Source organism: Bacillus sp. SRL337 (assembly GCF_984799155.1).
This window is the reverse complement of the sequence record NZ_OZ481793.1, coordinates 2622693-2644952: the sequence shown is the minus strand read 5'-3', so window position 1 is coordinate 2644952 and position 22260 is coordinate 2622693. Positions and strand designations below refer to the sequence as shown.

Genomic DNA, 22260 nt, shown 5'->3' with positions numbered 1-22260 from the left:
CCCCCTATATGACTTTATTCCGGACATAGCTTCCCAGGAAATCCACAGCGATGACCATGATCATGATGATGAGAACATCAAGTGAAACGGAAGAGTACTGAAATGTCTTGAAATCGTTGAATAGACGCTGTCCTATTCCGCCGCCCCCAATGAACCCGAGTACAAGGGAAGTTCTGATTGCTACTTCAAACCGATAGAAGTAGTGGGAAAGGACATTGGGCCAGATTTGGGGAATGATGCTGAAGAAGTAGGCAAACCACTTCTTGGCTCCAACGGCCTTCATCGCATCCTGCGGCCCCGAATCAGAAGCCTCGATAAGTTCAGAAATCAATTTCCCCAATACACCGATGTTATGAATCATGATGGCAATGACTGCAGGGAATGGTCCGAGTCCCAGCGCTGTCAGAAGGATCAAGCCAATGACGATTTCAGGAATGGACCTGACAAAACTTAATGCCACTCTTGAAAAATGATAGAGCAGGGGGGAAGGGGATGTATTTCTGGCTGAGATAAAACTCAGGGGCAAGGCGATCAGGAGGGCGAAAAAGCTTCCCAGGAACGCCATTGCCAGTGTTTCCACCCCGTCCTGAACCATCCTTGGCAAGAGGGAAAAGTCCATCGGGAACCATTGTGATAGAAAGTCGATCATATTACGGAAGTCTTTGAACTTTGATAAATCAAATTCGGTCAGCTTCATACTGAAGTAGACCAAGATGATCAAGATTAGAAAAGTAAAGATGCTTCTCTTTTTAAACCACACGGTGCATCACTCTATTCTTCGATAAGTCCCTGCTTCAGGGCTGCCTGCCTTATGCTCTCGTAGTCTTCATTGGATGCCTCAGTAAAGCCAGTGGCTCCAAATGCATCGAGGACTTTCTGATCCTTGATTTCAAGAAATGCAGACCGCAATGCTTCTATCGTTTCTTCATCTGTATCCTTGTGTACTGCCCATGGGTATTGGAAAAGTTTCTCGGATTCCCAAATGGTCTTTATCTGTTCACCGTCCACTTTTCCTGATTCGACAAGCTGATTGAAGATGGCACTGTCGACTGCGCCGGCATCGACTTGTTTATTTTGCACAGCTAAAGCTGTTGCGTCATGTGAGCCTGTAAAGCGAACGGATTTGAATTCATGCTCATCTTCAGACTGATATGCACCGCGGTCCTGAAGTTCAATGGAAGGAATAAGGGATCCGGAAGTAGAGTTGGGGTCACCGAAAGCAAAATTCACTTCCTTGCTGTCATCAAGTAATTCTTCAATCGAATTCCACGGATTATCCTTGTGGGTGATGATATAGGAATGGTAGAACGGCTCACCATCTATCAATTGAGTGATGATCGCTTTAGCACCGCTTTTCTCATTCGCAATGACATAAGATAAAGGTCCAAAATAAGCCATATCGATCTTGTCGTAATTCATTGCTTCCACGACGCCATTATAATCAGGATAGACTTCGACCTCGACATCCCTGCCAAGCTTATCAGTAAGAATGGTCTGCAGCTTGTCCATGGCCTCTTCCATGGCCCCTTCTGTCTGCACAGGGATGACGCCGATGGTAAAGGCTTCACTGCTGGCGGTTTTATCCTCTTTCTCAGGGCCATCAGAGTTATTGGTATTGGAATTCCCGTTGCTGCCGCATGCTGCGATGAACAGGGAAAGGGAGATTAACATTGTTAGAAATATGCTTTTTTTCATAATTGCACCCCTATATATTTAGTACGTTCACATTAAGTAGCGTTATTCAGTAAGACTTACTTTTTTTCAGAGTATTAATGTGTAAAAAGGACTCGTCATGAGCCCTTTTTACTTAACACGTATCCTTCCTGGATTTTCTGCTGTTACTGTTCCGATGACAGCAGAGTTCAGATTCTTGCTTATCAGTGCGTTTTGCAGTGCTTCTGCATGTTCTTCCGGAACGGAGATAAGCAGCCCGCCGGAAGTGATGGCATCACATAGAATCAGCTGGTCGATTTCAGATATCGAGTCCCCGTAATCAATTCTGTCTGAAAGCCATTTATGGTTTTTGCGGGTACCGCCGGGAATGACGTTTTGTTCTGCCAGTTCCCTTGTTTTATCCAGTACAGGAACTGCATCTTTTTCAATTGTGATGCCGTTCTTGCTTCCTTCAGCAATTTCCATGGCATGACCCAAAAGGCCAAAGCCGGTGACATCCGTACATGCATTGACAGGGAATGCTTCCATCGCTTCAGCTGCATCTTTGTTCAATCCAGCCATTGTCTTCATAACCTCATTGATATTTTCTTGAGGGAGTTTGTCATTTTTGATAGCTGTTGTCAAAATGCCTACACCGATCGGCTTCGTAAGAATCAGTTTGTCACCGGGCTGTGCTGCTGCATTGGAACGGACACGATCAGGGTGTACAATACCGGTGACCGATAAGCCGAATTTCGGCTCCTGATCATCGATTGAGTGGCCGCCGACTAAAACGGCTCCTGATTCGACCACCTTATCGGAAGCACCTGATAGAATATCGGCAAGGATGCTTTTATCAAGAGTCGAGATAGGGAAGCCGACGATATTCATAACCGTGATCGGTTTGCCGCCCATTGCATAGACATCGCTTAAGGCATTAGCAGCGGCAATTTGGCCGAACATATATGGGTCGTCCACAATCGGGGTGAAATAATCCAATGTTTGAACGAGAGCTGTTTCATCATTGATCTTATACACACCCGCATCATCAGATGTATCAAGGCCGACTAGTAAATTAGGATCTTCTACAGAGCGTGGTAAATGACGCAGAACCTGCGCCAGGTCTTCAGGACCAATTTTGCATCCTCAGCCGCCTTTTGAAGACAGAGATGTCAGCTTGAAAATTTCTTTGTTTGTCATATAGAATCACTCCTTATGAATGGATTGCAGAGCTTGATTTTTCAGTACCTGGTTGTACATCATAAACATGGTGTGAGCCTCGTACTCCCTGGAATGGAAATCAAGGATGTAAGATTTGGCTGAACTGCCAAATTCTTTCCTCATTCCGTTATTATTCAGCAAAGTTTCTGCATAATCAAGAAATTCGCTTTCATTAGTGTATACAAAACCCGTTTTCCCATGTGTAACAATATTCCGGTTTCCGGTATTGTCGGAAGCAATGACAGGAAGCCCGTATTCCATTGCTTCTAAGATTGCAGCAGGCTGTCCTTCTGAGAGGGATGTATTGAGTACGGCATCTGCAATCTGGTAGACAGCTCCCATTTCTTGGTGAGGAAGCTGACCGATATAGGAAACCCAGCCGCTGTTCTTTTCAACAAGATCTTCAACCAGCCCGCCCTCATGTTCTTCAAGCATGGGGCCGACAAGTAAAAGGCGGATCTCGGGATGCCGATCAAGAAGCTTCTGTAAAGCCTTGATAGCAAAGGGTATGTTCTTTACTTTCCTGATTCCTGCAGGGAGAACGAATAGGAAGGTGCCATCTTCTTTAGGGATACTTGCAGCGGCTGTCTTCAAATCACTTGTGCCCTGATGAATGACATGGATTTTCGAGCTGATTCCATCTATCTGCTTTATTAAGGTTTCTTTGGCATCTTTGTCAAAAACCGTAATTGCACGGGCTTCCTGCAAACAAGCTTCAACCTTACCGCTTCGGTTTTCGTCAAGTAAATCATGATTCAAATCAGTCCCTGTCATCGTAATGACAAATGGCGTCCGGTTTTCGTTCAGCTTTTCTTTAAACGTATAAAATTTATAAGCATGAAATCCATGAATTAGATCTGCTTCAGGAAGGGAAGGGAGTTCCGTATCTTCCGTCGTTGAAACAATCTCTGTCTCTACTCCATACTTTTTAAGACCATCTGCAATCCTCTGAACCGTTACCGTATTTCCCCGCTGTTGATGAAAGTCTGGAGAGGCTAAAATGACCTTCATTCATTCACCTCCTTATCCTGTTAGTAAAGGGAAAAAAATAACAGTATTCCTATAAGATATAAATAGAATATCTTTAGCCCGGGGATTTGTCACATATTCTGCTTGTCAGGATATGTGACAGGCACAACCCGGTTTTTGTCGAAAAGACCCTGAAACGAAAAAGGCGATATTATTTTGGGATAATAAAGACTGTAACAATTTTTGCGGTATTAGATTAGTTTGTCGAATAGCGAAATTCATAGCATGGAAATTTTTTTCATAAGCCGGTTGAAAAATATAAGGGGAAGGAGGAAACCGAAAAAAGGTTAGGAGGAAAATCTTGTGCTTGATATTCTTCGAAGGATACGATATTATACGAATACAAGCTGCATTGTACGTAATGATAATAAAGTTTTAACCTTTAAGCTGTAATAGGGAGTTTTATATCGAAGCCGGAATGTCAGGCCGCCATGGATTGCGGAAGACAGGAACGTTTCTGCAAACACCCACTTTGAGGAGTGGTGGTTTAAAACTTTCTTAGACGATTTACGGCAATTGCGGCCTGCTAATATTGATTTTTCACAAACCAGTTTCCAGTCGGGAGCTGGTTTTTCAATTTCTATTTCTGATCCCATCTGGAACGCGGGCATTACGGAATAATGGAAAAAACTGCTGTTGATAATAAAAAGATGATGAGGTATTATATTAATACAAGCTGCATTGTACGTAATGATAATAAAGTTTTAACCTTTAAGCTGTAATAGGGAGTTTTATATCGAAGCCGGAATGTCAGGCCGCCATGGATTGCGGAAGACAGGAACGTTTCTGCAAACCCCCACTTTGAGGAGTGGTGGTTTAAAACTTTCTTAAACGATTTACGGCAAATGCGGCCTACATACTACCACCAATCACAAACCGGTTCCTGATGGGGAACCGGTTTTTTTGTAGTGTCCTGTAGTGATCATAGAAAGATTGATTTCTGCATCCAGGCAGATCCATCAAAACCGTTGGAATACAGAAGGGGAAAGGGTACCTCAAAATACATTCAGGGTAGTGGGTTCTGGCTTAAAGGAAAGAATAGCTACCCCCATGATAATCACCAAAATCAGGTATAGTTCCGGTATAGATAATAATACCTTCAAAGAAACATAGGGACGTTTGACAAATTTCGGGTCATGCCTGTCGCCCAAATAAAAAAACCTCCAGGGTGTCAGCCCCCGAAGGCTTCCAGAATGTCATTCAGTTCTTGAATTTCCAAAGGTTTGGGGGACTGCTGCAGGGGTGGCGTTGGGTGATGATTCTGGATTCCTGGAACAATTCCACGCTGGAGCATCGCTTTAATGGTTTCGAGTTCGTGCATGATGTCCGTGTTTGTGCCGCTTTTGGCGGAGGCAGGCTTGAAATACTGGTCAAGGGCAGAGAACAGGAGATGGACCAAAGTGTGGTTATGGGCATGATACTCAATCTGTTCCTGAATCAGCCTTGAAACAGCATGGGAGTTGCCTGTCTTGATATCGATATAGTTATCTGGAATCGTAATAGCCACCCGATTGACGTAATCAGTATATGTTTCTCCCATATGGCTCAACCTCTTATGGCTGCGAGATTCGTCATTTCATCTTGTTGTTGTCGTTTCAAATGACTCATCTTTGCAAGGATCAGCAATCCCAGGACATTTAACTTTTCCAAATCTTCCGGAAAGTCAAGGTTGATAGGACGGCCTTTTTCACTCCATTTAACAGCTGCTTCCTGGATTTGTTTCTGTGCAAGTTTGGCTGCACCACCGACAGCTATATAGCGGGAAGCTCCTTTGATTTCATTAGAACTGCTCCTGACCTTATCAAACAGCTCCAGATATTTGATGGCCATGGATTTCAATTGCGGAGTTATATATTTGCTGATGTCTTTCCGAACACCTGCGAAAGGCTCCACATACCATTCTGATGGGCCGGCTGCCAGCTTTTCTTCCAACTCTGCACGAGAATCAAATTTATATAATTCATTTTTGCTGACCTTTTGGATAATGATATCCAGGAATTGATTGATTCCAAAATGTTCACCTTCCACAGAGGCAACAGGTTTGTTATTTTTGATGCCGACGAAATCAACAGAGTCACCGCCAAGGTCGCCGATCAGTACACCTTTTAATGAGTCCTTTACCAGCTCATCGTCTTTGATGCCGAGAGTTTCCTGATCTCTGGTTAAACCAAGGTATGCACAAGCCCCTTCTGCGCCGACAATGACGTTCTTGATGGTCAGTTTAACGCAAACCTCCTTCGGCTCCGGAACGCCTGGTACTTTATGAAGGATGATGGTGTGAGTGCCAAGCAACCGTTCCTTCAACAGGTCTTTCTTTCCTTTATATTGGGTTGTCGGAAGTGAGACAGCCAGCTGATCAATTTCATATACTATATCAGTTTCATCCTGGCTGATCATCAGGGCGTGGTAGGCGGTTATCGAAAACAAAAGAATATAAGTACGCAATTCATCCACCTTCTGATTGTTAACGGAAGTCAGGCTGACATTTCTTTGTCTGGCTGCTGATCTTCCTGTATAAAAAATATCTCTTCTATTCATGACAGCCTGGCTCTTGACCTCAACAATTAAATTCTCTTCCAGTTCCACATCTTCTTCCTCATAGGGCATCTCATAGAATTCTTCATCAAATAAAGCAATTGCGTTGGGCATTTGATAATCTGAGAGTTCCCCGCCATCAGAGGCGAGGACCTTATACCAGCTGTTGCCGATATCAACGGCAAAGAAATTGGACGATTTCATTAGTATCTCCTCCTCCTTTGAATCCTATGGAGGAAGAGGTGCCCAGGTGCATGTACATAGGTTTAATTTTTATGGATCTTAGCAAAAAAGCCTTGATATATCGTGAAATTCCACGCTTGTACTGATTCATATGACCAAGCTTAATAGACATGTATGCATAGGATGAAGTGAAGGAAAATATAAGGAGGAAAAACAATGAGTGATAAACATCAACATCCTAAACGAGATTGTATCGAAGTAAATCAAACAGCTAACGTTGGGGAATGCACCAACGTCGAAGGCGATACTTTAATTGTCCCTGATGACGTCACAAGAACCATCAGGGTCCCTGTGCAGCTGGCTGTCAGAGAAATCACCTCCAATCTTGTTGCAGAAGTAAACTTCCCGGAACCGGTAATGGAAATCAAGGATGTCAAAAAGAGAGTCGAAATCGTGCAATGCCGTCTTTTGACTCCGCCAGTTGCTGCACCAGCATTTTCTGATAATGGAACATTCCCACTCGTCATCAAAGGATTTGTCCGCAAAAATATCCAATATGCTACACCGGTTTATAATAAAGAAGGGAATTGTGTTGCATCAGATATCAAATCTTTAACAGTCAGGGTTCCATTTGAATGTGTTTCCAACATTCCTTTGGATGCACCGGTTCAACTGCCTGTATCAAACACACGCACTGAGTTCGACTATTACAGAGAGCAGGATCTTGGTAAAGGATACCCTGAAAAAGACCAATTCTTGTCCAGCGACATTTCTCAGTTCCATCAGTTCAGCACACAATTTTACAATCAACTGCCATTCTGTGAATTGCTTTCCAGCTCAATTCTTGAGTGGGATGAAGCCACAAACCGCCACAGCTACCACGGTGGTCCGGTGGGAGAGGGCTGCTTTACCAAAATAGTTGAAAAAATGATTGTTACATTTACAGTTAAAGTCCTTCAGAACCAGCAGCTTAACGTTACTACTGGCGACGACGCTTAAATTTCATAGTTAAGGAAGAAAACACTTCTCCCGCCCGGGGGCAGTGTTTTTTTGTATTTAGTGAAATGAGGATACATAGGAATAAAGATGAAAGCGTGATGGGCATAGGAGGTTTTAGAGTTTAAAACAGATCGAGATTGAAGAAAAATTTGTCTAGAAGTCTAAGTATTCAAAACAGGTCCGGACAGGCAGAAAAGCCTCTAAAAGAACCGTAGCATCCTATCCAGTGCCCAAATGAAAAACGAATCGAACCATCTGTTGGCATTGATTTCGTACACTGCCACCCGTGATATTCAACCAAAATTTCCAACTTGCCCATGGGCGTATGCCTATACATAGACGAACGCACAACATACATTGAACTATCTTGATTTTTAAGGAGGACTATAAATGTCTGAATCATACAAAGAGAGCAATGAAAGCTACTGTAAACCTAAACATCATCAACCGAATGTGAACATTGGAAAGCTGGTAACGAAAGTTCCTGTTGTGCTTGCCGAACTGGCATTGCAGGCAGATATGACCGCAAAGATTACATTCCCTGAGCCTGTATTGGAAATCAAAGATGTCAAAAAACGCGTGAAGATCACGCAATGCCGCCTTCTTCTTCCTTCCAATAAATTATTTGTCAGCGGTTTTGTCCGCAAAAACATCCAATATGCAAGTCCGTCAGGAGATATCGAGCATGCAACCCATCAATCCATTGCATCTGACCTGCACTCCTATACGATCGACATACCGTTCCAGGTTGTTACGGAAATCAAGAAGTATCTATCTGCTCCTGTACAACCAAAGATGAATTCCAGAGAAGAGTTTGATTTCTTTGTTGCGCAGCCGCTTCCATCAGGATTCCCTGAAAAGGATGAACTCTTATCAAGTGATTTGTCACAATTCCACCAATCCAGCACCCAATACTATAATGAGCTGCCATACTGTGAGCTTGTATCCAGCAGTATCATTGAATGGGATGAAGCCATAGACAGGAAAAAAATCGGCAAGGACGCCCCCATTGCAGAAGGAGTCTTTAAGACGATCGAAGAAAAAATGGTTTTGGACTTCACTATAAAAGTGATCCAGGACCAACAGATTCGCGTTGCCTCCACTACTAATGATGATCACCATCACCATGATTGCGATGAGGACGATCACTACTAAAAAGGCACGGAACGGGGTTATGCTAACTAATAGTATAATCCCTATTCCTTTTTTACAAAGGAGGTGAAAACATGGCTGCTAGAAATAGCAGATTGCAGCGCCTAAGTGACAGAAGAATCAGAAGAGATGACCATCCGAAACCGTCCTTACCGGAAAGAACGAGCGGCAGAAATCTTTATCCCAGTTCATTTTATCGTCACAGCATCGATAACGGAAACAGGAATAGTGTAATCTCAACAGACAATGATAAGAAGAAGAGTGGAGGGCCGCTAATCCTGCCTCCTCCTCAGACATTTTCAACTGAGAGGAAGAAGAGTGAACCCGAAAGCCTGGAATCCAAGGGGAAGCCTTTAAAACGAAAGAAAGAGGATGAGATCATTTCTCTCCCCGAAGATGATGATGAACTGCTCTATAAAAAAACAGAAATGCCCGAGATACCTCCGAGTGATGAAGAAGTAATGGAAGACAAACAAGAGGAATCGAAGGAATTGAATGTAGCAGAAATAGAAGGTGAGTCCCTTCTCGCAGAAAAGGAAGAACCAGATATATGTGAAAAGAAGAAGGAAGAATGCCGCCTTGATAAGTCTGCAGGGTCTTCTAAGTATATAAGGGCCCAACTCCCGGTGGTGCTGATAAAAGAAGATGTCACCCTTGATATTTTTGATAGTTTTACTTTGCTGATGCCGCTTTCCTCCATTACAAAAATAGAATGGTCAGTTCATCATTTCAAAGGCTGTGCAGCACTGCCATCAGATAAACTTTTCTTAGAGCTTGTCTTATGTGCAGATTTGGAATTTATTTCACAAAAAAATGGCCGCTTACAGACTGTGAAAATTTATGTACCTTTGCAAAGAACTGTGAAAGGCACCTGGATTTCTGAACCCGAATTACCTTTTACGAGAAGTGCTGAATATGATTTTACAGATAACAGCAGTCTCTTTGTTTCAACACACAGAGTATGGGAGGAGAAATTGGTATCCCCCATCAAGGTTAACCTAGAATCGTTTAGCATGATTTCGCATGACGAGGTAAAAAAATCCAAGCATGAGAAGTCGCTGCTGGGGGTCCTTGGAACAGCGAAGATAACCATAGAAGCAGTCCAGGAACAAACGGTTACCTTACAAGTGTAAAATGGGTGTCTTTCAATGAGACACCCATTTGTTTTCTACAGCTTCAATTGGTCAATTCTATCTTGGATCAAGTCCAATAAAGATTTTTGCTTAAAATTCTTAATCGGTGACTCTTCCACAAAAGAATTTTCTTGATTATCCTTCATGGATGGAGCATCATGGTGATCTTCACCGAAAGATTCATAGCGTTCTTGATTTTGGACAAGCATGAACCACAAATTAACATCCATTCTTTCTGTGAGATTCATGAAACGGCCCGTCTTGTCATAGTCTTTGGTCAGGTCAATCTCGAAAATATCCGACGATTTTAATACACACTCAATAGGTTCATTGAAATTCTCATAGGTGTAGGAACCATACTTTGATTTGTCTGCACCATGCTTATTTTTTGATGTGTATTTGTATTCATGTGTCAACGAGCTTTTTTGACTATCAAGTTGTCTGTCAGCTTGAGACAGATAAACCTCGTCAATACATGTGAAAGGGACATCCACACTGTAATCTCTTAAATACCCGTTACAGGATTCAACATACTGAATGTTCTTGTGAATGGTACCTTTCACAAAGATTTTCGCTTTGTTGCGTGAAGCAGGGTGTTTCAACACCTCACACTGTTTAATGGATACATTTTTCTTGATGGATTTGATTTCCTTTGCGTAGGAAGGCAGCTTTACATGTGAAGCAATATCGGTCTGAAGGTTAACGTGGGCAAGAATGACAGGTACATAAGTGCCGCCGAACACTTTATACGATTCTGTTTTGCAAGTAACATGCTTGACTTTTGATTTTTTGCAATGCTTTTTCGTGCTGTGTCCTGGGAAGGTATATTTTCCGCTCATACTTTCACTCCTTTTTTTTTCGATAAATAAACAAGTGTTCAATCAAGTTGAGATCTTTCCCTTTCACTTACTATTAAGGTATGTGGAAGTTTATAAAAATTGTGGACGGGCATCCTGCATGAAAAAATATTTTGTTAGAAGGGGTTCCTTCTTTATAAGGCTTTTCCGTAAACTTTGTTGCTATTCAATATGAAGATGGTCATCCACCGGATAACCCCCTGTAAGCAGGAAAGAAATGAGCTGCTCTCGCTTTTTCGAGGGGATATCCGGGGATACAGGGGAAAAAATCGGCTCATGGAATTTTTCTGAAAGCACCAATTAATGCGAAAACAGCCATTACACAAAGGAGTTACAGGTCTCAGCTGTCCATGCACATTTATACTGCCTAGGTCACTGATTATGGTACGATATTAGAGGGAAAGCTAGAGAAACGGAGGAGAAACGCATGACAAAGATTTGCATTGTCCGCCATGGACAAACCGATTGGAATAAAGAGAGAAGGCTCCAGGGCAAAACAGATATTGAATTAAATGAAACCGGAAAGCTGCAAGCCGGACAGGCAAGAGACTTTTTGAAGAACGGAGAGTGGGATGCTATTATTACGTCTCCTTTAAAAAGAGCAAAGCGAACAGCGGAAATCATTAATGAGGAATTGCATCTTCCTTTGATAGAGATGGAAGAGTTTGCAGAAAGGTATTTCGGGGAAGCGGAAGGGATGCTGATTGAAGAAAGCCGGAAAAAATATCCGAACGGAGACAGCCCTGGCCAGGAAAGCAGAGAGGAAGTAATGGCCCGTGCAGTAAATGGTATAGAGGAAATTCAACAACGATTCCCTGATAAAAATGTTCTGTTGGTCGCACACGGTGCATTGATTGGAATCCTCCTGGCACACCTGTCACCAGAACAATTCGTATACGGCGAAACTCACCTGGTCAATGCATGCATCAACACCATTCACTTCCAAGAAAACAAATGGAACCTCAAGGAATTCAACCAAACCAAGCATCTATCATCTTGATATATTTGTGCTAGCACTCTGCTGCACTGCCGTAACAGGGGACTGTCCCCTGTTACGGCAGTGCAGTAAAGGACTGTAAAATGTTGATGTTTTATTTCTGGCCATGCTTTATAATAAGGATATAAAGTAAATCATAGACATCCATGTCTTGTGAAGGAGAACAGTCCAATGGCAGACGGCCAAAAAAAGATCAGTTTACAAGAAGCAATGAAACAGCAGCTTGAACGAAAGAAACAAGCACAAGGGAGCGGCAAGCAGCAAAACAATGGTCCAGCCGGTAACCAGCGCTTGAAGAGCCAGCAGGCGAAAAAAGCAAATGTCACCCGCCGGAAGATGGGCGGCTGAGCCGTAAGCCAAAACAGAAAAGAGCCTTCTCAACCAGGAAGGCTCTTTTCTCTATCCTAAAATGCAGGACCCTGAAGGTTGGTTAAGATAAACGAAAGAATGATTCCCAGCGATGAAACAAAGCCAACGATCGGCCCTCCTTGCTCAAAAGCCTCGGGTAGCATGGTTGAGGACACCATTGCCATTAAACCTCCTGCCCCGAAAGCACCGATTAAATAACTGACACTCTCAGAGGAACCCTGCAGGAACAGATACCCCATCATCGAACTTACAGAAGATAAAACCACGACACTTCCCCACAAGAATAGGATTTTTCTTACACTGTAATTATCTTTACGCAACCCGATGGAACTGGACAATGATTCAGGGAGGTTACTGATAAATATGGCAAAGATAAATACCCATTGAATCGGCTGGCTGCCGATGAAACTGATTCCGATAATGATCGATTCTGGAATGGCATCCATCAGGGTTCCAACATAGATGGCCAATCCGGCATGACCATGAGGATTTTTTTTGGATCGCTTTCGCTCATTTCCACCGTTTCTGCTGATGAATAATTCAAAAACGGTAAAAATCAGGGCACCTAACAAAAACATACATGTGATCAAAATCAAATTTGCATTTCCTTGAGCTTCACTGAGTAAATCAAAGGTGGCCGATCCGATGATCAAGCCGGTTCCAAGGGCCATGATATAGCCTACAATCCTCCGGGGGATTTTCAAGTAGATGCCTGCAATGGCACCGATGAACAGTGACAAACTGGCAAGTCCTCCCCATAATGCAGCCTGAAACATTGGAAAACCTCCTTTTTAGCTGAATATTTCAATACCATTAGTTACCCCCAAAAAGAAAAAAGAAAAACCCAAAACGGATTTCTCTTCCGCTCAACGCTGTTTCGGCATTCCTGGTGGATAATAGTAAGGGGGGACCTTGATCCAGCCTCTTTTCCTCATCATTTCTTTTACTTCCGTCCCAAACTTCATTTTTTCAATCATGGCATGAGTGAACATCATACCGACGTCATTACGGATAGACTGACTGGCAGAGGCAGCACAATGCATGACAGCAGCGACTGTTTTCAAGCTGAGGCCGTTCATAATCTCATCATCTGTCATTTTTACCCCAAGTGGAACACTGTTTGGATCAGAGTTGGGGCGTTGTTCACTTGTAGGAGGAAGATGCACTCCTTCTGTCTTCATGAATTCTTTAAACCGCTTCCCGTGTACATCACATTGTTTCATGCTATCATTCAAAATTTTCTGGACTTCATCATCATTGGTTGTATTTACACCGATTTGAAGGTATACGGTCGCTTCATCCATCAGCGCCAGGTACATCCAGCAGCTCATCACTTCTCCGACATGAAGAGGATTCTTTGGCTCGTCATCCAGTTGCATTTGTAAATAATCTTTAATAGCTGAAAAAATGTTCGTCATAACAAACCCCTCCTGTTGCTATCATTTTTTCCTGTGAATCAAATTACATACATGCCAGAGAATCATTTAAAAGACTAGAATATTTACATTTTTTCCAGTTAATTAGAAATAATAGTAAGGCAGGAGGTGTTGGGAATGGCAAATCCATTTGAAGCCGTTTGGAATACGCTGAAAACAGCAATCGATAGTACGGACGAACCGAAAGCCCCGTTACATATTGTGGAGGCTGGAGACTGCTGGACATATGCCACATTGATGGAAGAATTCATTCGATATGAAGAAATTGGTTTAAACACGACAACGGATGATGAAGTGAAGGAAATGCTCGTCGATGTGGTGCGCCTTTGTGAAGCACAGGTTGCCAAATTGAGCAATTTCATGAAAGCAGAGGGGATCCCGCTTCCAGATGTGACGTCAGCAAAACCGGAGTCCCAACCAAATTCAATTCCCCTCGGCGTCAAATTAACTGATGTTGAAATAACCAATGGCATTGCTTTTAAATTGGTAACATGCATGAATTCTTGTGCCAAAGGGCAGGCAGATGCAATCAGAAATGATATGGGTCTTATGTGGTTTGAGTTTTATACGGAGTGGACGAATTTTGGAACAACCCTGAAAACCCTTATGAGGAAACGAGGCTGGCTGAAGGTGCCGCCATATTACTATCCTCCAGGCATGCCAGCAGAATAATTTTTTTCATGACTAATGAAGAGAAGTGATATCTCAAAAACAACTCAATCGCCGGGTTGTTTTTATTTTTTTCGACAAAACATCCTATTGACCGGGTTGGTCAATAGGTGTAAGATGAAATTGACCAAGGTGGTCAAAAGATGATTTAAGCATTTCAAGGAGGTGTCCAGATGGATGACAGATTTTTTAATCTCGAACAAGAAAAACAAGACAGGATATTGAATGCAGCACTGAATGAATTTGCTCGAAAGGGATATAAAAATGCCTCTACAAATGAAATGGTGAAAGGGGCAGGAATTTCAAAGGGGGCATTATTCCACTATTTTAATAATAAAAAAGACTTATACCTTTTCCTCTTTGATCATTTTGTTCAAATTTTGATCGAAAAGATGAAAAAGGAGGTCAACTGGGAAATAAAGGATATCTTTGAACGCAACCGCGAATTGGCCTCGGTGAAAATTGAAATGTTTCACCAATACCCTCAGGTGTTCGCCTTCTTTACGGGCATCTTCTTTGAAGAGGATCCTGAGATCAGCCAGGAGTTGGAAAAGCGTAAAAACGAGTTTCTCAATAGCAACTACAAGGAAATGATGAAAAATATCGATACCAGTAAATTCAAAGAAGGTGTGGATGTCGAGAAAGCAAAAGACATCATTACCTGGTCCTTGGAAGGATTCGCGAACAGAATGCAGGCAAAGGTAAAAGGGATGGATATCAAAGAAATAACTATTGATGACACACTTTCGGAAATGGAAGATTATCTGGAAGTGTTAAAGAATTCATTTTATAAATAGTGTTTTTTTTGAAGAGGAGGAGCGTGTATGGCTGTTTTAAAAACAAATCACTTAACAAAGACATTCGGCAAATTCACCGCATTGAACGGAGTCAATATTGAGGTGAATCAAGGAGAGGTCTATGGATTCATCGGCCCGAATGGGGCTGGTAAATCAACAACAATCCGCATTTTGCTTGGGGCACTGAAAGCAACCAAAGGGGAGGCTGCCATCTTTGGCATGGACACTTGGAAAGAGGCAGTTGAAATCCATAAGCGAATTGCGTATGTCCCGGGGGATGTGAACCTCTGGCCGAATTTGACAGGCGGTGAAGTGGTTGATTTATTCATGAAACTGAGAAGTTCGGTGAACAGGGGAAAACGTGAAGAGCTTATCGAACGGTTCAAGCTTGATCCCACTAAAAAGTGCAGGACCTATTCAAAAGGAAATCGACAGAAAGTCGCCCTCATTGCAGCATTTGCTTCAGGTGCAGACTTATATATCCTTGATGAACCAACTTCCGGTCTTGACCCGTTGATGGAGCATGTTTTTCAGGAATGTGTGGGGGAAGTGAAAGCAGAAGGGAAAAGTGTACTGTTATCAAGCCACATCCTATCAGAAGTAGAAAAACTTTGTGACAGGGTCGGAATCATTCGCGATGGCGAGATTATTGAAACAGGCACCATGAATGAATTACGTCATTTAACCAGAACACATTTACTGCTGGAAACATCTCAGCCGGTTGCTTCCCTTCATGAGTTGAAAGGTGTTCATGAGATAAAGGAAAACGGGGGCGAGGTTTCTTTTCAGGTGGATTCTAAAGAGCTTGATAGTGTGGTCCGTTATGTCAGTGGATTTGGAATCAAGAGAATTGAAAGTGCACCCCCGACACTGGAAGACTTGTTCATGCGCCATTATGATGCAGGAGGGAAAGGAACGAAAAAAGCCGGGGGTGAATCCTGATGGGCAGCTCACTATTCAACAAAACCGGGATGTTGCTGGGGTTCATCCTGCGGCAAGACCGTATCCGTATCCCAGTTTGGATTATCTCCCTGGGGGTTCTATCGCTATTGACTGCCGGCTCTTTTGAAGGATTATATCCAACTAAGGAAAGCAGGCAGGCAATCGCTGAAACCATGATGAATCCTGCCATGACAGCCATGCTGGGCAAGGGGTACGGAATTGCTGACTATACCTATGGAGCCATGTTTGCTCACGAAATGCTTCTATTCACAGCTATAGCCGTGGCAATCATGAGCATTCTTTTCACAGCCCGTCATACACGGTCAGAAGAGGAGGATGGACGGATTGAAATGGTCCGGTCGCTTCCTGCCGGCAGGCTGGCTAACCTGAGTGCAGCACTTCTTTCTTTGGTTCTGACCAATGTGCTGCTGGGACTTTTAGTCGGGTTGGGATTATACACAATGGGGATAGAAAGCATGGAATTGAATGGTTCCCTTCTTTATGGTTTTGCGCTTGGTGCCACTGGCCTTTTCTTTGCAGGGGCCACTGCTGTATTTGCACAGATTTCTGAATCTTCAAGAGGGACAATCGGTATGTCTTTTACATTATTAGGGGTTGCGTACCTGGTCAGGGCGGTAGGTGACGTCAGCAATGAGGCACTTTCCTGGATTTCACCGCTGGGATGGGTGCTTGGTTCTGAAGTGTATGTCAGCAACTACTGGTGGCCGATCGCACTGACTGCCGTTGTTTCCCTGCTGTTGATGATACTGTCTTTTTATCTAAACGCTCTCAGAGATATGGGTTCGGGATTTCTGCCTTCAAAACCAGGCAAGAAATACGCTTCACATTTTTTGCAAAGTCCTTTTGGTCTTGCCGTCAGGCTGCAGCGCACCGGGATGATATCCTGGGCAGTCGGAATGTTTCTGATCGGTGCATCCTATGGCTCGATTTTTGGTGATTTAGAATCCTTTTTCAGCGAAATAGAGATGATGCAGCAGCTGCTTCCTTCAGCCGACGGGTTTTCTTTAACAGAACAATTCACCGCCAAAATCATGTCCATAATCGCCATGATCAGTACAGTGCCTGCTCTTATGGTCATTTTTAAGCTTAAAGGAGAAGAAAAGGCGTACCGAACGGAACATCTCCTTGCACGCACCATCTCGAGAACCAGATTATTGGGAAGTTATCTAGCTCTTGCGCTTATCATTTCAGCCATAATGCAAGGTGCAGCAGCAATTGGGCTTGGGGCAGCCGCTGTATCTGTGATGGAGGATGGAATACCTTTTACGACGTTCCTTGGAGCTGGTATGGTTTACCTTCCTTCCATTTGGGCATCGCTGGCGCTTGGCGTCCTGCTGGTTGGTTTCCTCCCCAATCTGACAGGGGTTGCCTGGCTGTATTTGGGCTATTCCTTCTTTGTGGTTTACCTGGGAGGAATGTTCCAGTTTGACGAATGGGTGGGCAATCTTTCTCCTTTCGCGCATATACCGGAATTGCCGATAGAAGAGATGAATTTAGTGAAAATAAGTATCCTTACGGGAATTGCGTTGGTTGTGACGGCTGCAGGATTTGCAGGCTACAACCGGCGGGATATTCAGGGATGAATCTTTGGCTCATCTCCCTGTCTTGGAGGGGGCCACTTTATTTGAGGAGGGGAATCACATTCAAAAGACAAACCGAATGGAAGTTATGTAGTATAAGCAGCAGAGTTCGTTTTCGGAGTGCATGCCTCATAGTACAGATAAGTATAAAGTAGCAAGCGGCTACGGTAAAAACAGAAGGACACACCTATTCACCTGCTTTTTGCAGAAAATTTCAGGCAATTTAGTAAACCCCTTGCAAAAGAGACAGCTATTTGCAAGGGGTTCATAAATCACGATGGGTTTCCTAAACTTGTCAATATGAAAACATTCGTAAGGAGGACTGAAATGATCAGAATCAAAAACATTGGAAATGTGGCAAAAACTGATTTAAATGGATACATTCTTAATGAAACCAGCTGGGAAAAAGTGAATCAAAACTACCAATCTGCCATCCATCAGGTCGTTGATTTAGTGAAAATAGGATTCACCCATCAATTACATAGCATTTATTTAAGAGGATCGCTGCCGAGAGGACTTGGAATGGAGGGAGTATCAGACATAGACCTTCTCGTCGTGGTATACAATTCTCCCGAAAAAAGGGTTATCCAAGACTGTGTTGCAGAAATGGAGGAGAAGATAGGAAAGAAGTTTCCCTTTGTCAACGGGATAGAGGCAGGCTTTATTACGATAGAAGAAGTAAGTGATAACGCTCATTTTCAAATGGTCCCATTTATGATCAAGTCATACAGCATCCCCCTTTTTGGTATCAACCTGCAGGAAAAACTGCCTCAGTACAAAGCTGATGAAAAGCTGGCGAACGAGCACATTGTGAATCTTCAGTCCCAAATGGAAATGGCATTAAAGGACTTAGAGGGAAACGAAGACAAGGAAGATATTAAAGATTGCTGCACATGGATTATGAAGATAATCATCCGTTGTGGAATGGCGCTGGTAGTGGCAGAAGAAAATACCTACACCAGGGACCTGTACCCGGCATGCCAACTATTCTCACGCCATTACCCTGGAAAAGAAAGAGAAATGGAAGAAGCTTTGCATTATGCCATTAACCCTACAGAGGATAGCAGGAGGCTAACCGTATTTCTGAAGGAGCGGTTTGGCCGTTGGATGATTGAGGAGGCCGATAGATGGCTGGAAAAACATAATCCGTCCAAGCAGCAGCACCTATTATTGACTTGAATAGCTCTGCGTCAGTGCTGAGCTTGTTTCGTTCACTTCCATCCAAAATGTCATGGCTGCTTCGAACCCTGACCGCTTGTAAAACTCCAAGGCGTGTTGATGACCGATAAAACTTTGATAAGGGCATCATGAATATCAGCATATTGTTTCAGCCATACCATTGACATACGGAAAGGATTGATTCTGCCTCATACTGCCTGCATCCTGCTTTAATGAAAAACAGACAAGTATCCAACATAGTCACCCACTGCTGGTGAAAGATCAAAAAATGTAGAAAACTATTATCTAAAGCTTGTTTTGGAGGAATATTCGTGTATACATATCCGACTATTTGTTCACCATCCTATACTGAAACAAGGCAGTACTTTTAAAAGAAGGCACCATTCTGGTTTCATAGGTCATAGTATTGAAAGTGGGATGGCGGCCAAGCTTTCTGAAGAATCATTCATTCATTCCTTAACAGTGCTATTTTCTACGTCAGGATCACCTTCCTCATCATTTTTCATGGCTTATAACTATAAAATTTTTTTCATTGATATAGAAACAAAGACAACGCTTACATCAATTTAGTGGAAAAATCTTTATTGACTTACAGCGCTAAAGGGATTAATATCCAATGTAGGCAAATTAATTTGACAATTTCATAAATTCAATTATCAAGAGTGACCGAGGGATCAGGCCCTAAGACGTCCGGCAACCTCCGTAAAGGAACGGTGCCAAGTCCTGCAGAATGATTTCATTCTGAAAGATAAGTGATCGATATACAGATGCTTCTTTCAGTTGAAAGGGGCATTTTTTTATTTAGGCGCTGGAAAAAGCTGTTGATTCAGTCTTTAAGTACCCGTCTTCCCGTGCTTGGTGGAGGCAGATAAGCCAGCGGTGTTATGTTGGGTTCAGCTGTCCCGCTTGGCCCCATGAGACGATGCCTTCATTTTTTAATTAGATAATACCTTTAATTGAGCCAATTTCTAAATATGAGGGGTGTATCCAATGATTGAGATCAAGAATCTTGTAAAAGAATACAAGACTAAAAAACAGACTGTCATCGGGGTCGATGATGTGTCAGTAACAATTAATAAGGGAGAGATTTTCGGAATCGTCGGGTACAGCGGCGCGGGAAAAAGTTCACTGATCCGCTGCTTGAACCTTCTGGAAAAACCAACTTCGGGAGAAATCATCATTGATGGGCAGGACCTGACAAAGCTTCCTTCAGGAGAGTTAAGAAAGGCGCGGCAAAAAATCAGCATGATTTTTCAGCATTTTCATTTAATCAAGGCGAAGACGGTTTCTGATAATCTCGCGTTTGCTTTAAAGGCTGCACGTGTCCCCAAATCCGCAATTAAACCAAGGGTCACAGAATTGCTTGAAAAGGTGGGGCTAAGCGATAAAGCAGATGCCTACCCCTCCCAGTTGAGCGGGGGGCAGAAGCAGAGGGTAGGGATTGCCAGGGCTTTGGCGAACAACCCTTCAGTGCTCTTGTGTGATGAGGCGACATCCGCCCTGGATCCCAGCACGACAAAGGCAATTTTGAAATTGCTGAAGGAGATCAACAAAGAAATGGGCCTGACAATTGTTCTGATCACTCATGAAATGGAAGTGGTAAAAGAAATCTGTGACAGAATGGCGGTCATGCAGGATGGGAAAATCGTGGAAGAAGGGCCGGTGTATGAATTGTTTTCAGATCCTCACCAGCCATTGACAAGGCAGTTCATTGAGAACATCCTGCAGTTTGAACTGCCTCCGCATTTGCTTCAGGCACGGAAAGGCAAGTTGATTAAAATACAATTCAAAGGATCCATTGCTGAAGAAAGTATTGTCTCGGATGTGTTCCAAAAATACAAAGTCAGGGGTAACATCCTTCACGGAAAAATTGAATATATTCAGGATGTCCCGCTTGGAATCTTTATCATGGAACTGATTGGGGACCCGGGAGAGATTGAAGCAGCCTTGGGCTATATCAGCCTTAGGACACAAAGTCTGGAGGTGCTGAATCATGCTGCCTGAATCATTGACAGCGATTCTACCTGAGTTGAATAAAGCGTTCTTTGAAACCATTTACATGGTGGGCATATCGCTTGCCGTTTCGATCCTTATTGGGCTCCCGCTTGGAATCCTGCTGTTTGTAACGGATAAAGGACTGTTTCTTCAGAACAGATTCATCAAAAAAATCGTCGGTTTCATCGTTAATATGATCCGTTCTGTTCCATTCATCATTTTACTTGTGGCCCTCCTGCCGCTGACAAAACTCTTGACAGGAACGACGATAGGACCTACAGCTGCTTCCGTATCTTTATCCGTAGCAGGGATCCCTTTCTTCGCAAGGATGGTGGAGACCTCCTTAAGGGAAATTGACAAAGGGGTCATCGAAGCTTCAGTTTCAGTAGGTGCGAGCCCTTGGATGATCATAAAGGATGTCCTTCTTCCAGAAGCACGCCCGGCTATTATTCAGGCGGTTACCATCACGACCATCAGCCTTGTCGCCTTTTCGGCAATGGCAGGCATTGTCGGCGGCGGGGGTGTCGGGGATTTAGCGATACGGTTCGGTTATTACCGCTATGACAATGTCATCATGGTGACGACAGTTGTCATCCTGATTTGTTTAGTGCAGGTCATCCAGTACGCAGGTGATATTTTTGCAAGGTTAGTAGATAAGAGATAAACATAGTAGGGGGAGATTTATATGAAGAAATGGATTTTATTTTTAACAATTGCATCAATTGTAAGTCTATTGGCTGCCTGTGGAGGAGAAGAAGCTGATAGTTCGGAAGGTGAAAGCAAGGAAATCACAATCGGCGCAACAGCAGGGCCATACAGTGATATGGTCACCAAAGCAATTAAACCGGGTCTTGAAGACAAGGGTTACAAAGTCGAGGTAAAAGAATTCAGTGATTACATTCAGCCGAATAATGCTCTTGCTGAAGGCGACCTGGATGCCAACTTGTTTCAGCATAAAATTTACATGGAGACCTTCGCAGAACAAAACGGACTGGGGCTTTCAGAATTGATTGTTGTACCGACAGCACCAATGGGCATCTATTCCAATCAATTTGATTCTCTAGATGCGATTGAGGACGGAAGTGCGATTGCCATTCCGAATGATCCAACGAATGCTGCCCGCGCTTTCCAAATTTTTCAGGATGCTGGATTGATCACACTGAATCCGGACTCAGATCCACTGACAGTTTCTGAAAAAGATGTAAAGGAAAACGTAAAAAACCTAAAGTTCCAGCCGATTGAAGCAGCTCAGCTTCCAAGATCAGTGGAAAGCACAGACCTTTCGGCAGTACCGGGGAATTTTGCATTGGCGGCAAAAATGGATCTGCTGGATGCACTTCAATTGGAAAACATGCCTGACCAGTACCGTAACCGTGTCGTGATGAATACTTCCGATATCGATTCACAATTAGCTGAAGATATAAAAGAAGTGGTGGAATCTGATGGATTTGAAGCCACAATCGATGATGAATTCAAAGGATTTGGCAAGCCGGAATGGATGCAAGAATAATAG

The 22260-nt window shown here is 43.2% G+C and carries 22 protein-coding genes, 2 other RNA genes and 1 riboswitch; of the genes, 15 read left to right on the top strand and 9 right to left on the bottom strand.

Translation table 11 applies throughout. The features are described from left to right. Positions 1 to 4: 4 nt before the first annotated feature. The 4 genes from phnE to AC4E8A_RS13405 all read right to left on the bottom strand — a co-directional run bounded on the left by phnE (position 5) and on the right by AC4E8A_RS13405 (position 3885). Positions 5 to 760, bottom strand: coding sequence for a phosphonate ABC transporter, permease protein PhnE (gene phnE / locus AC4E8A_RS13420; RefSeq protein ID WP_490193650.1), 756 nt, complete (start codon positions 758 to 760; stop codon positions 5 to 7). Positions 761 to 771: 11 nt separating this feature from the next. Then, complete coding sequence (phnD, locus tag AC4E8A_RS13415) at positions 772 to 1695, bottom strand: phosphate/phosphite/phosphonate ABC transporter substrate-binding protein (protein WP_490193649.1); 924 nt, start codon at positions 1693 to 1695, stop codon at positions 772 to 774. Between the two features lie 108 nt (positions 1696 to 1803). Beyond that, the gene (gene selD / locus AC4E8A_RS13410; RefSeq protein WP_490193648.1) at positions 1804 to 2853 is read right to left on the bottom strand and encodes a selenide, water dikinase SelD; all 1050 of its coding nucleotides are present in this window, start codon (positions 2851 to 2853) and stop codon (positions 1804 to 1806) included. A 6-nt stretch (positions 2854 to 2859) separates the two neighbouring features. Continuing rightward, positions 2860 to 3885, bottom strand: a complete 1026-nt coding sequence (locus AC4E8A_RS13405) for a glycosyltransferase (protein ID WP_490193647.1) — start codon at positions 3883 to 3885, stop codon at positions 2860 to 2862. Between the two features lie 359 nt (positions 3886 to 4244). Here AC4E8A_RS13405 and ssrS (AC4E8A_RS13400) point away from each other — a divergent pair. Both ssrS (AC4E8A_RS13400) and ssrS (AC4E8A_RS13395) read left to right on the top strand, forming a co-directional pair. Further along, a non-coding RNA gene (gene ssrS / locus AC4E8A_RS13400) (6S RNA) lies at positions 4245 to 4432 on the top strand. Positions 4433 to 4573: 141 nt separating this feature from the next. Then, positions 4574 to 4761: non-coding RNA, 6S RNA (gene ssrS, locus AC4E8A_RS13395), on the top strand. Positions 4762 to 5074: 313 nt separating this feature from the next. Here ssrS (AC4E8A_RS13395) and AC4E8A_RS13390 read toward each other — a convergent pair. Together AC4E8A_RS13390 and AC4E8A_RS13385 are read right to left on the bottom strand one after the other, a co-directional pair. Then, positions 5075 to 5443, bottom strand: a complete 369-nt coding sequence (locus AC4E8A_RS13390; RefSeq protein ID WP_490193646.1) for a hypothetical protein — start codon at positions 5441 to 5443, stop codon at positions 5075 to 5077. A gap of 5 nt (positions 5444 to 5448) precedes the next feature. Then, positions 5449 to 6642 carry a ParM/StbA family protein gene (locus tag AC4E8A_RS13385; RefSeq protein ID WP_490193645.1) on the bottom strand — a complete coding sequence of 398 codons (1194 nt, stop codon included), beginning with the start codon at positions 6640 to 6642 and terminating at the stop codon, positions 5449 to 5451. 195 nt (positions 6643 to 6837) lie between these two features. Between AC4E8A_RS13385 and AC4E8A_RS13380 the strand changes: the two genes are divergently transcribed. The 3 genes from AC4E8A_RS13380 (at position 6838) to AC4E8A_RS13370 (ending at position 9905) form a co-directional block, all read left to right on the top strand. Further along, entirely contained in the window at positions 6838 to 7620 is a 783-nt protein-coding gene (locus AC4E8A_RS13380) for a CsxC family protein (RefSeq protein ID WP_490193644.1), read from the top strand. A gap of 390 nt (positions 7621 to 8010) precedes the next feature. Continuing rightward, complete coding sequence (locus tag AC4E8A_RS13375; RefSeq protein ID WP_490193643.1) at positions 8011 to 8775, top strand: CsxC family protein; 765 nt, start codon at positions 8011 to 8013, stop codon at positions 8773 to 8775. A 71-nt stretch (positions 8776 to 8846) separates the two neighbouring features. Then, positions 8847 to 9905 carry a hypothetical protein gene (locus AC4E8A_RS13370; protein ID WP_490193642.1) on the top strand — a complete coding sequence of 353 codons (1059 nt, stop codon included), beginning with the start codon at positions 8847 to 8849 and terminating at the stop codon, positions 9903 to 9905. Positions 9906 to 9940: 35 nt separating this feature from the next. Here the strand turns inward: AC4E8A_RS13370 and AC4E8A_RS13365 are convergent, their stop codons facing one another. Then, positions 9941 to 10744, bottom strand: a complete 804-nt coding sequence (locus AC4E8A_RS13365; RefSeq protein WP_490193641.1) for a CsxC family protein — start codon at positions 10742 to 10744, stop codon at positions 9941 to 9943. Positions 10745 to 11189: 445 nt separating this feature from the next. Here AC4E8A_RS13365 and AC4E8A_RS13360 point away from each other — a divergent pair, with 445 nt between their 5' ends. After that, positions 11190 to 11762 carry a histidine phosphatase family protein gene (locus AC4E8A_RS13360; RefSeq protein WP_490193640.1) on the top strand — a complete coding sequence of 191 codons (573 nt, stop codon included), beginning with the start codon at positions 11190 to 11192 and terminating at the stop codon, positions 11760 to 11762. A 168-nt stretch (positions 11763 to 11930) separates the two neighbouring features. After that, the gene (locus AC4E8A_RS13355; RefSeq protein WP_490193639.1) at positions 11931 to 12107 is read left to right on the top strand and encodes a hypothetical protein; all 177 of its coding nucleotides are present in this window, start codon (positions 11931 to 11933) and stop codon (positions 12105 to 12107) included. Between the two features lie 56 nt (positions 12108 to 12163). Here the strand turns inward: AC4E8A_RS13355 and AC4E8A_RS13350 are convergent, their stop codons facing one another. Both AC4E8A_RS13350 and AC4E8A_RS13345 read right to left on the bottom strand, forming a co-directional pair. After that, positions 12164 to 12904 carry a ZIP family metal transporter gene (locus AC4E8A_RS13350; RefSeq protein WP_490193638.1) on the bottom strand — a complete coding sequence of 247 codons (741 nt, stop codon included), beginning with the start codon at positions 12902 to 12904 and terminating at the stop codon, positions 12164 to 12166. 90 nt (positions 12905 to 12994) lie between these two features. Beyond that, positions 12995 to 13546 (bottom strand): DUF3231 family protein, encoded by a 552-nt coding sequence (locus AC4E8A_RS13345; RefSeq protein ID WP_490193637.1) that lies wholly within the window; start codon positions 13544 to 13546, stop codon positions 12995 to 12997. Positions 13547 to 13681: 135 nt separating this feature from the next. Between AC4E8A_RS13345 and AC4E8A_RS13340 the strand changes: the two genes are divergently transcribed. From AC4E8A_RS13340 to AC4E8A_RS13305, 8 genes are all read left to right on the top strand, one after another. Further along, entirely contained in the window at positions 13682 to 14236 is a 555-nt protein-coding gene (locus AC4E8A_RS13340) for a DUF3231 family protein (protein ID WP_490193636.1), read from the top strand. 170 nt (positions 14237 to 14406) lie between these two features. Beyond that, positions 14407 to 15030, top strand: coding sequence for a TetR/AcrR family transcriptional regulator (locus AC4E8A_RS13335; protein WP_490193635.1), 624 nt, complete (start codon positions 14407 to 14409; stop codon positions 15028 to 15030). Between the two features lie 27 nt (positions 15031 to 15057). Then, positions 15058 to 15972 carry an ABC transporter ATP-binding protein gene (locus AC4E8A_RS13330; protein WP_490193634.1) on the top strand — a complete coding sequence of 305 codons (915 nt, stop codon included), beginning with the start codon at positions 15058 to 15060 and terminating at the stop codon, positions 15970 to 15972. After that, complete coding sequence (locus AC4E8A_RS13325) at positions 15972 to 17576, top strand: ABC transporter permease (RefSeq protein ID WP_490193633.1); 1605 nt, start codon at positions 15972 to 15974, stop codon at positions 17574 to 17576. The genes AC4E8A_RS13330 and AC4E8A_RS13325 overlap by 1 nt, the downstream gene beginning before the upstream one ends. 324 nt (positions 17577 to 17900) lie before the next feature. Continuing rightward, the gene (locus tag AC4E8A_RS13320; RefSeq protein ID WP_490193632.1) at positions 17901 to 18752 is read left to right on the top strand and encodes a nucleotidyltransferase domain-containing protein; all 852 of its coding nucleotides are present in this window, start codon (positions 17901 to 17903) and stop codon (positions 18750 to 18752) included. Positions 18753 to 19402: 650 nt separating this feature from the next. Beyond that, a riboswitch (SAM riboswitch) is annotated at positions 19403 to 19507 on the top strand. A gap of 235 nt (positions 19508 to 19742) precedes the next feature. Further along, positions 19743 to 20756, top strand: a complete 1014-nt coding sequence (locus AC4E8A_RS13315) for a methionine ABC transporter ATP-binding protein (RefSeq protein WP_490193631.1) — start codon at positions 19743 to 19745, stop codon at positions 20754 to 20756. Then, positions 20746 to 21411, top strand: coding sequence for a methionine ABC transporter permease (locus tag AC4E8A_RS13310; RefSeq protein WP_490193630.1), 666 nt, complete (start codon positions 20746 to 20748; stop codon positions 21409 to 21411). Before AC4E8A_RS13315 ends, AC4E8A_RS13310 begins: the two co-directional genes overlap by 11 nt. 21 nt (positions 21412 to 21432) lie before the next feature. Then, a complete protein-coding gene (locus AC4E8A_RS13305; protein WP_490193629.1) occupies positions 21433 to 22257 on the top strand; it encodes a MetQ/NlpA family ABC transporter substrate-binding protein in 825 nt (274 codons plus the stop codon). The last annotated feature ends 3 nt before the right edge of the window (positions 22258 to 22260 follow it).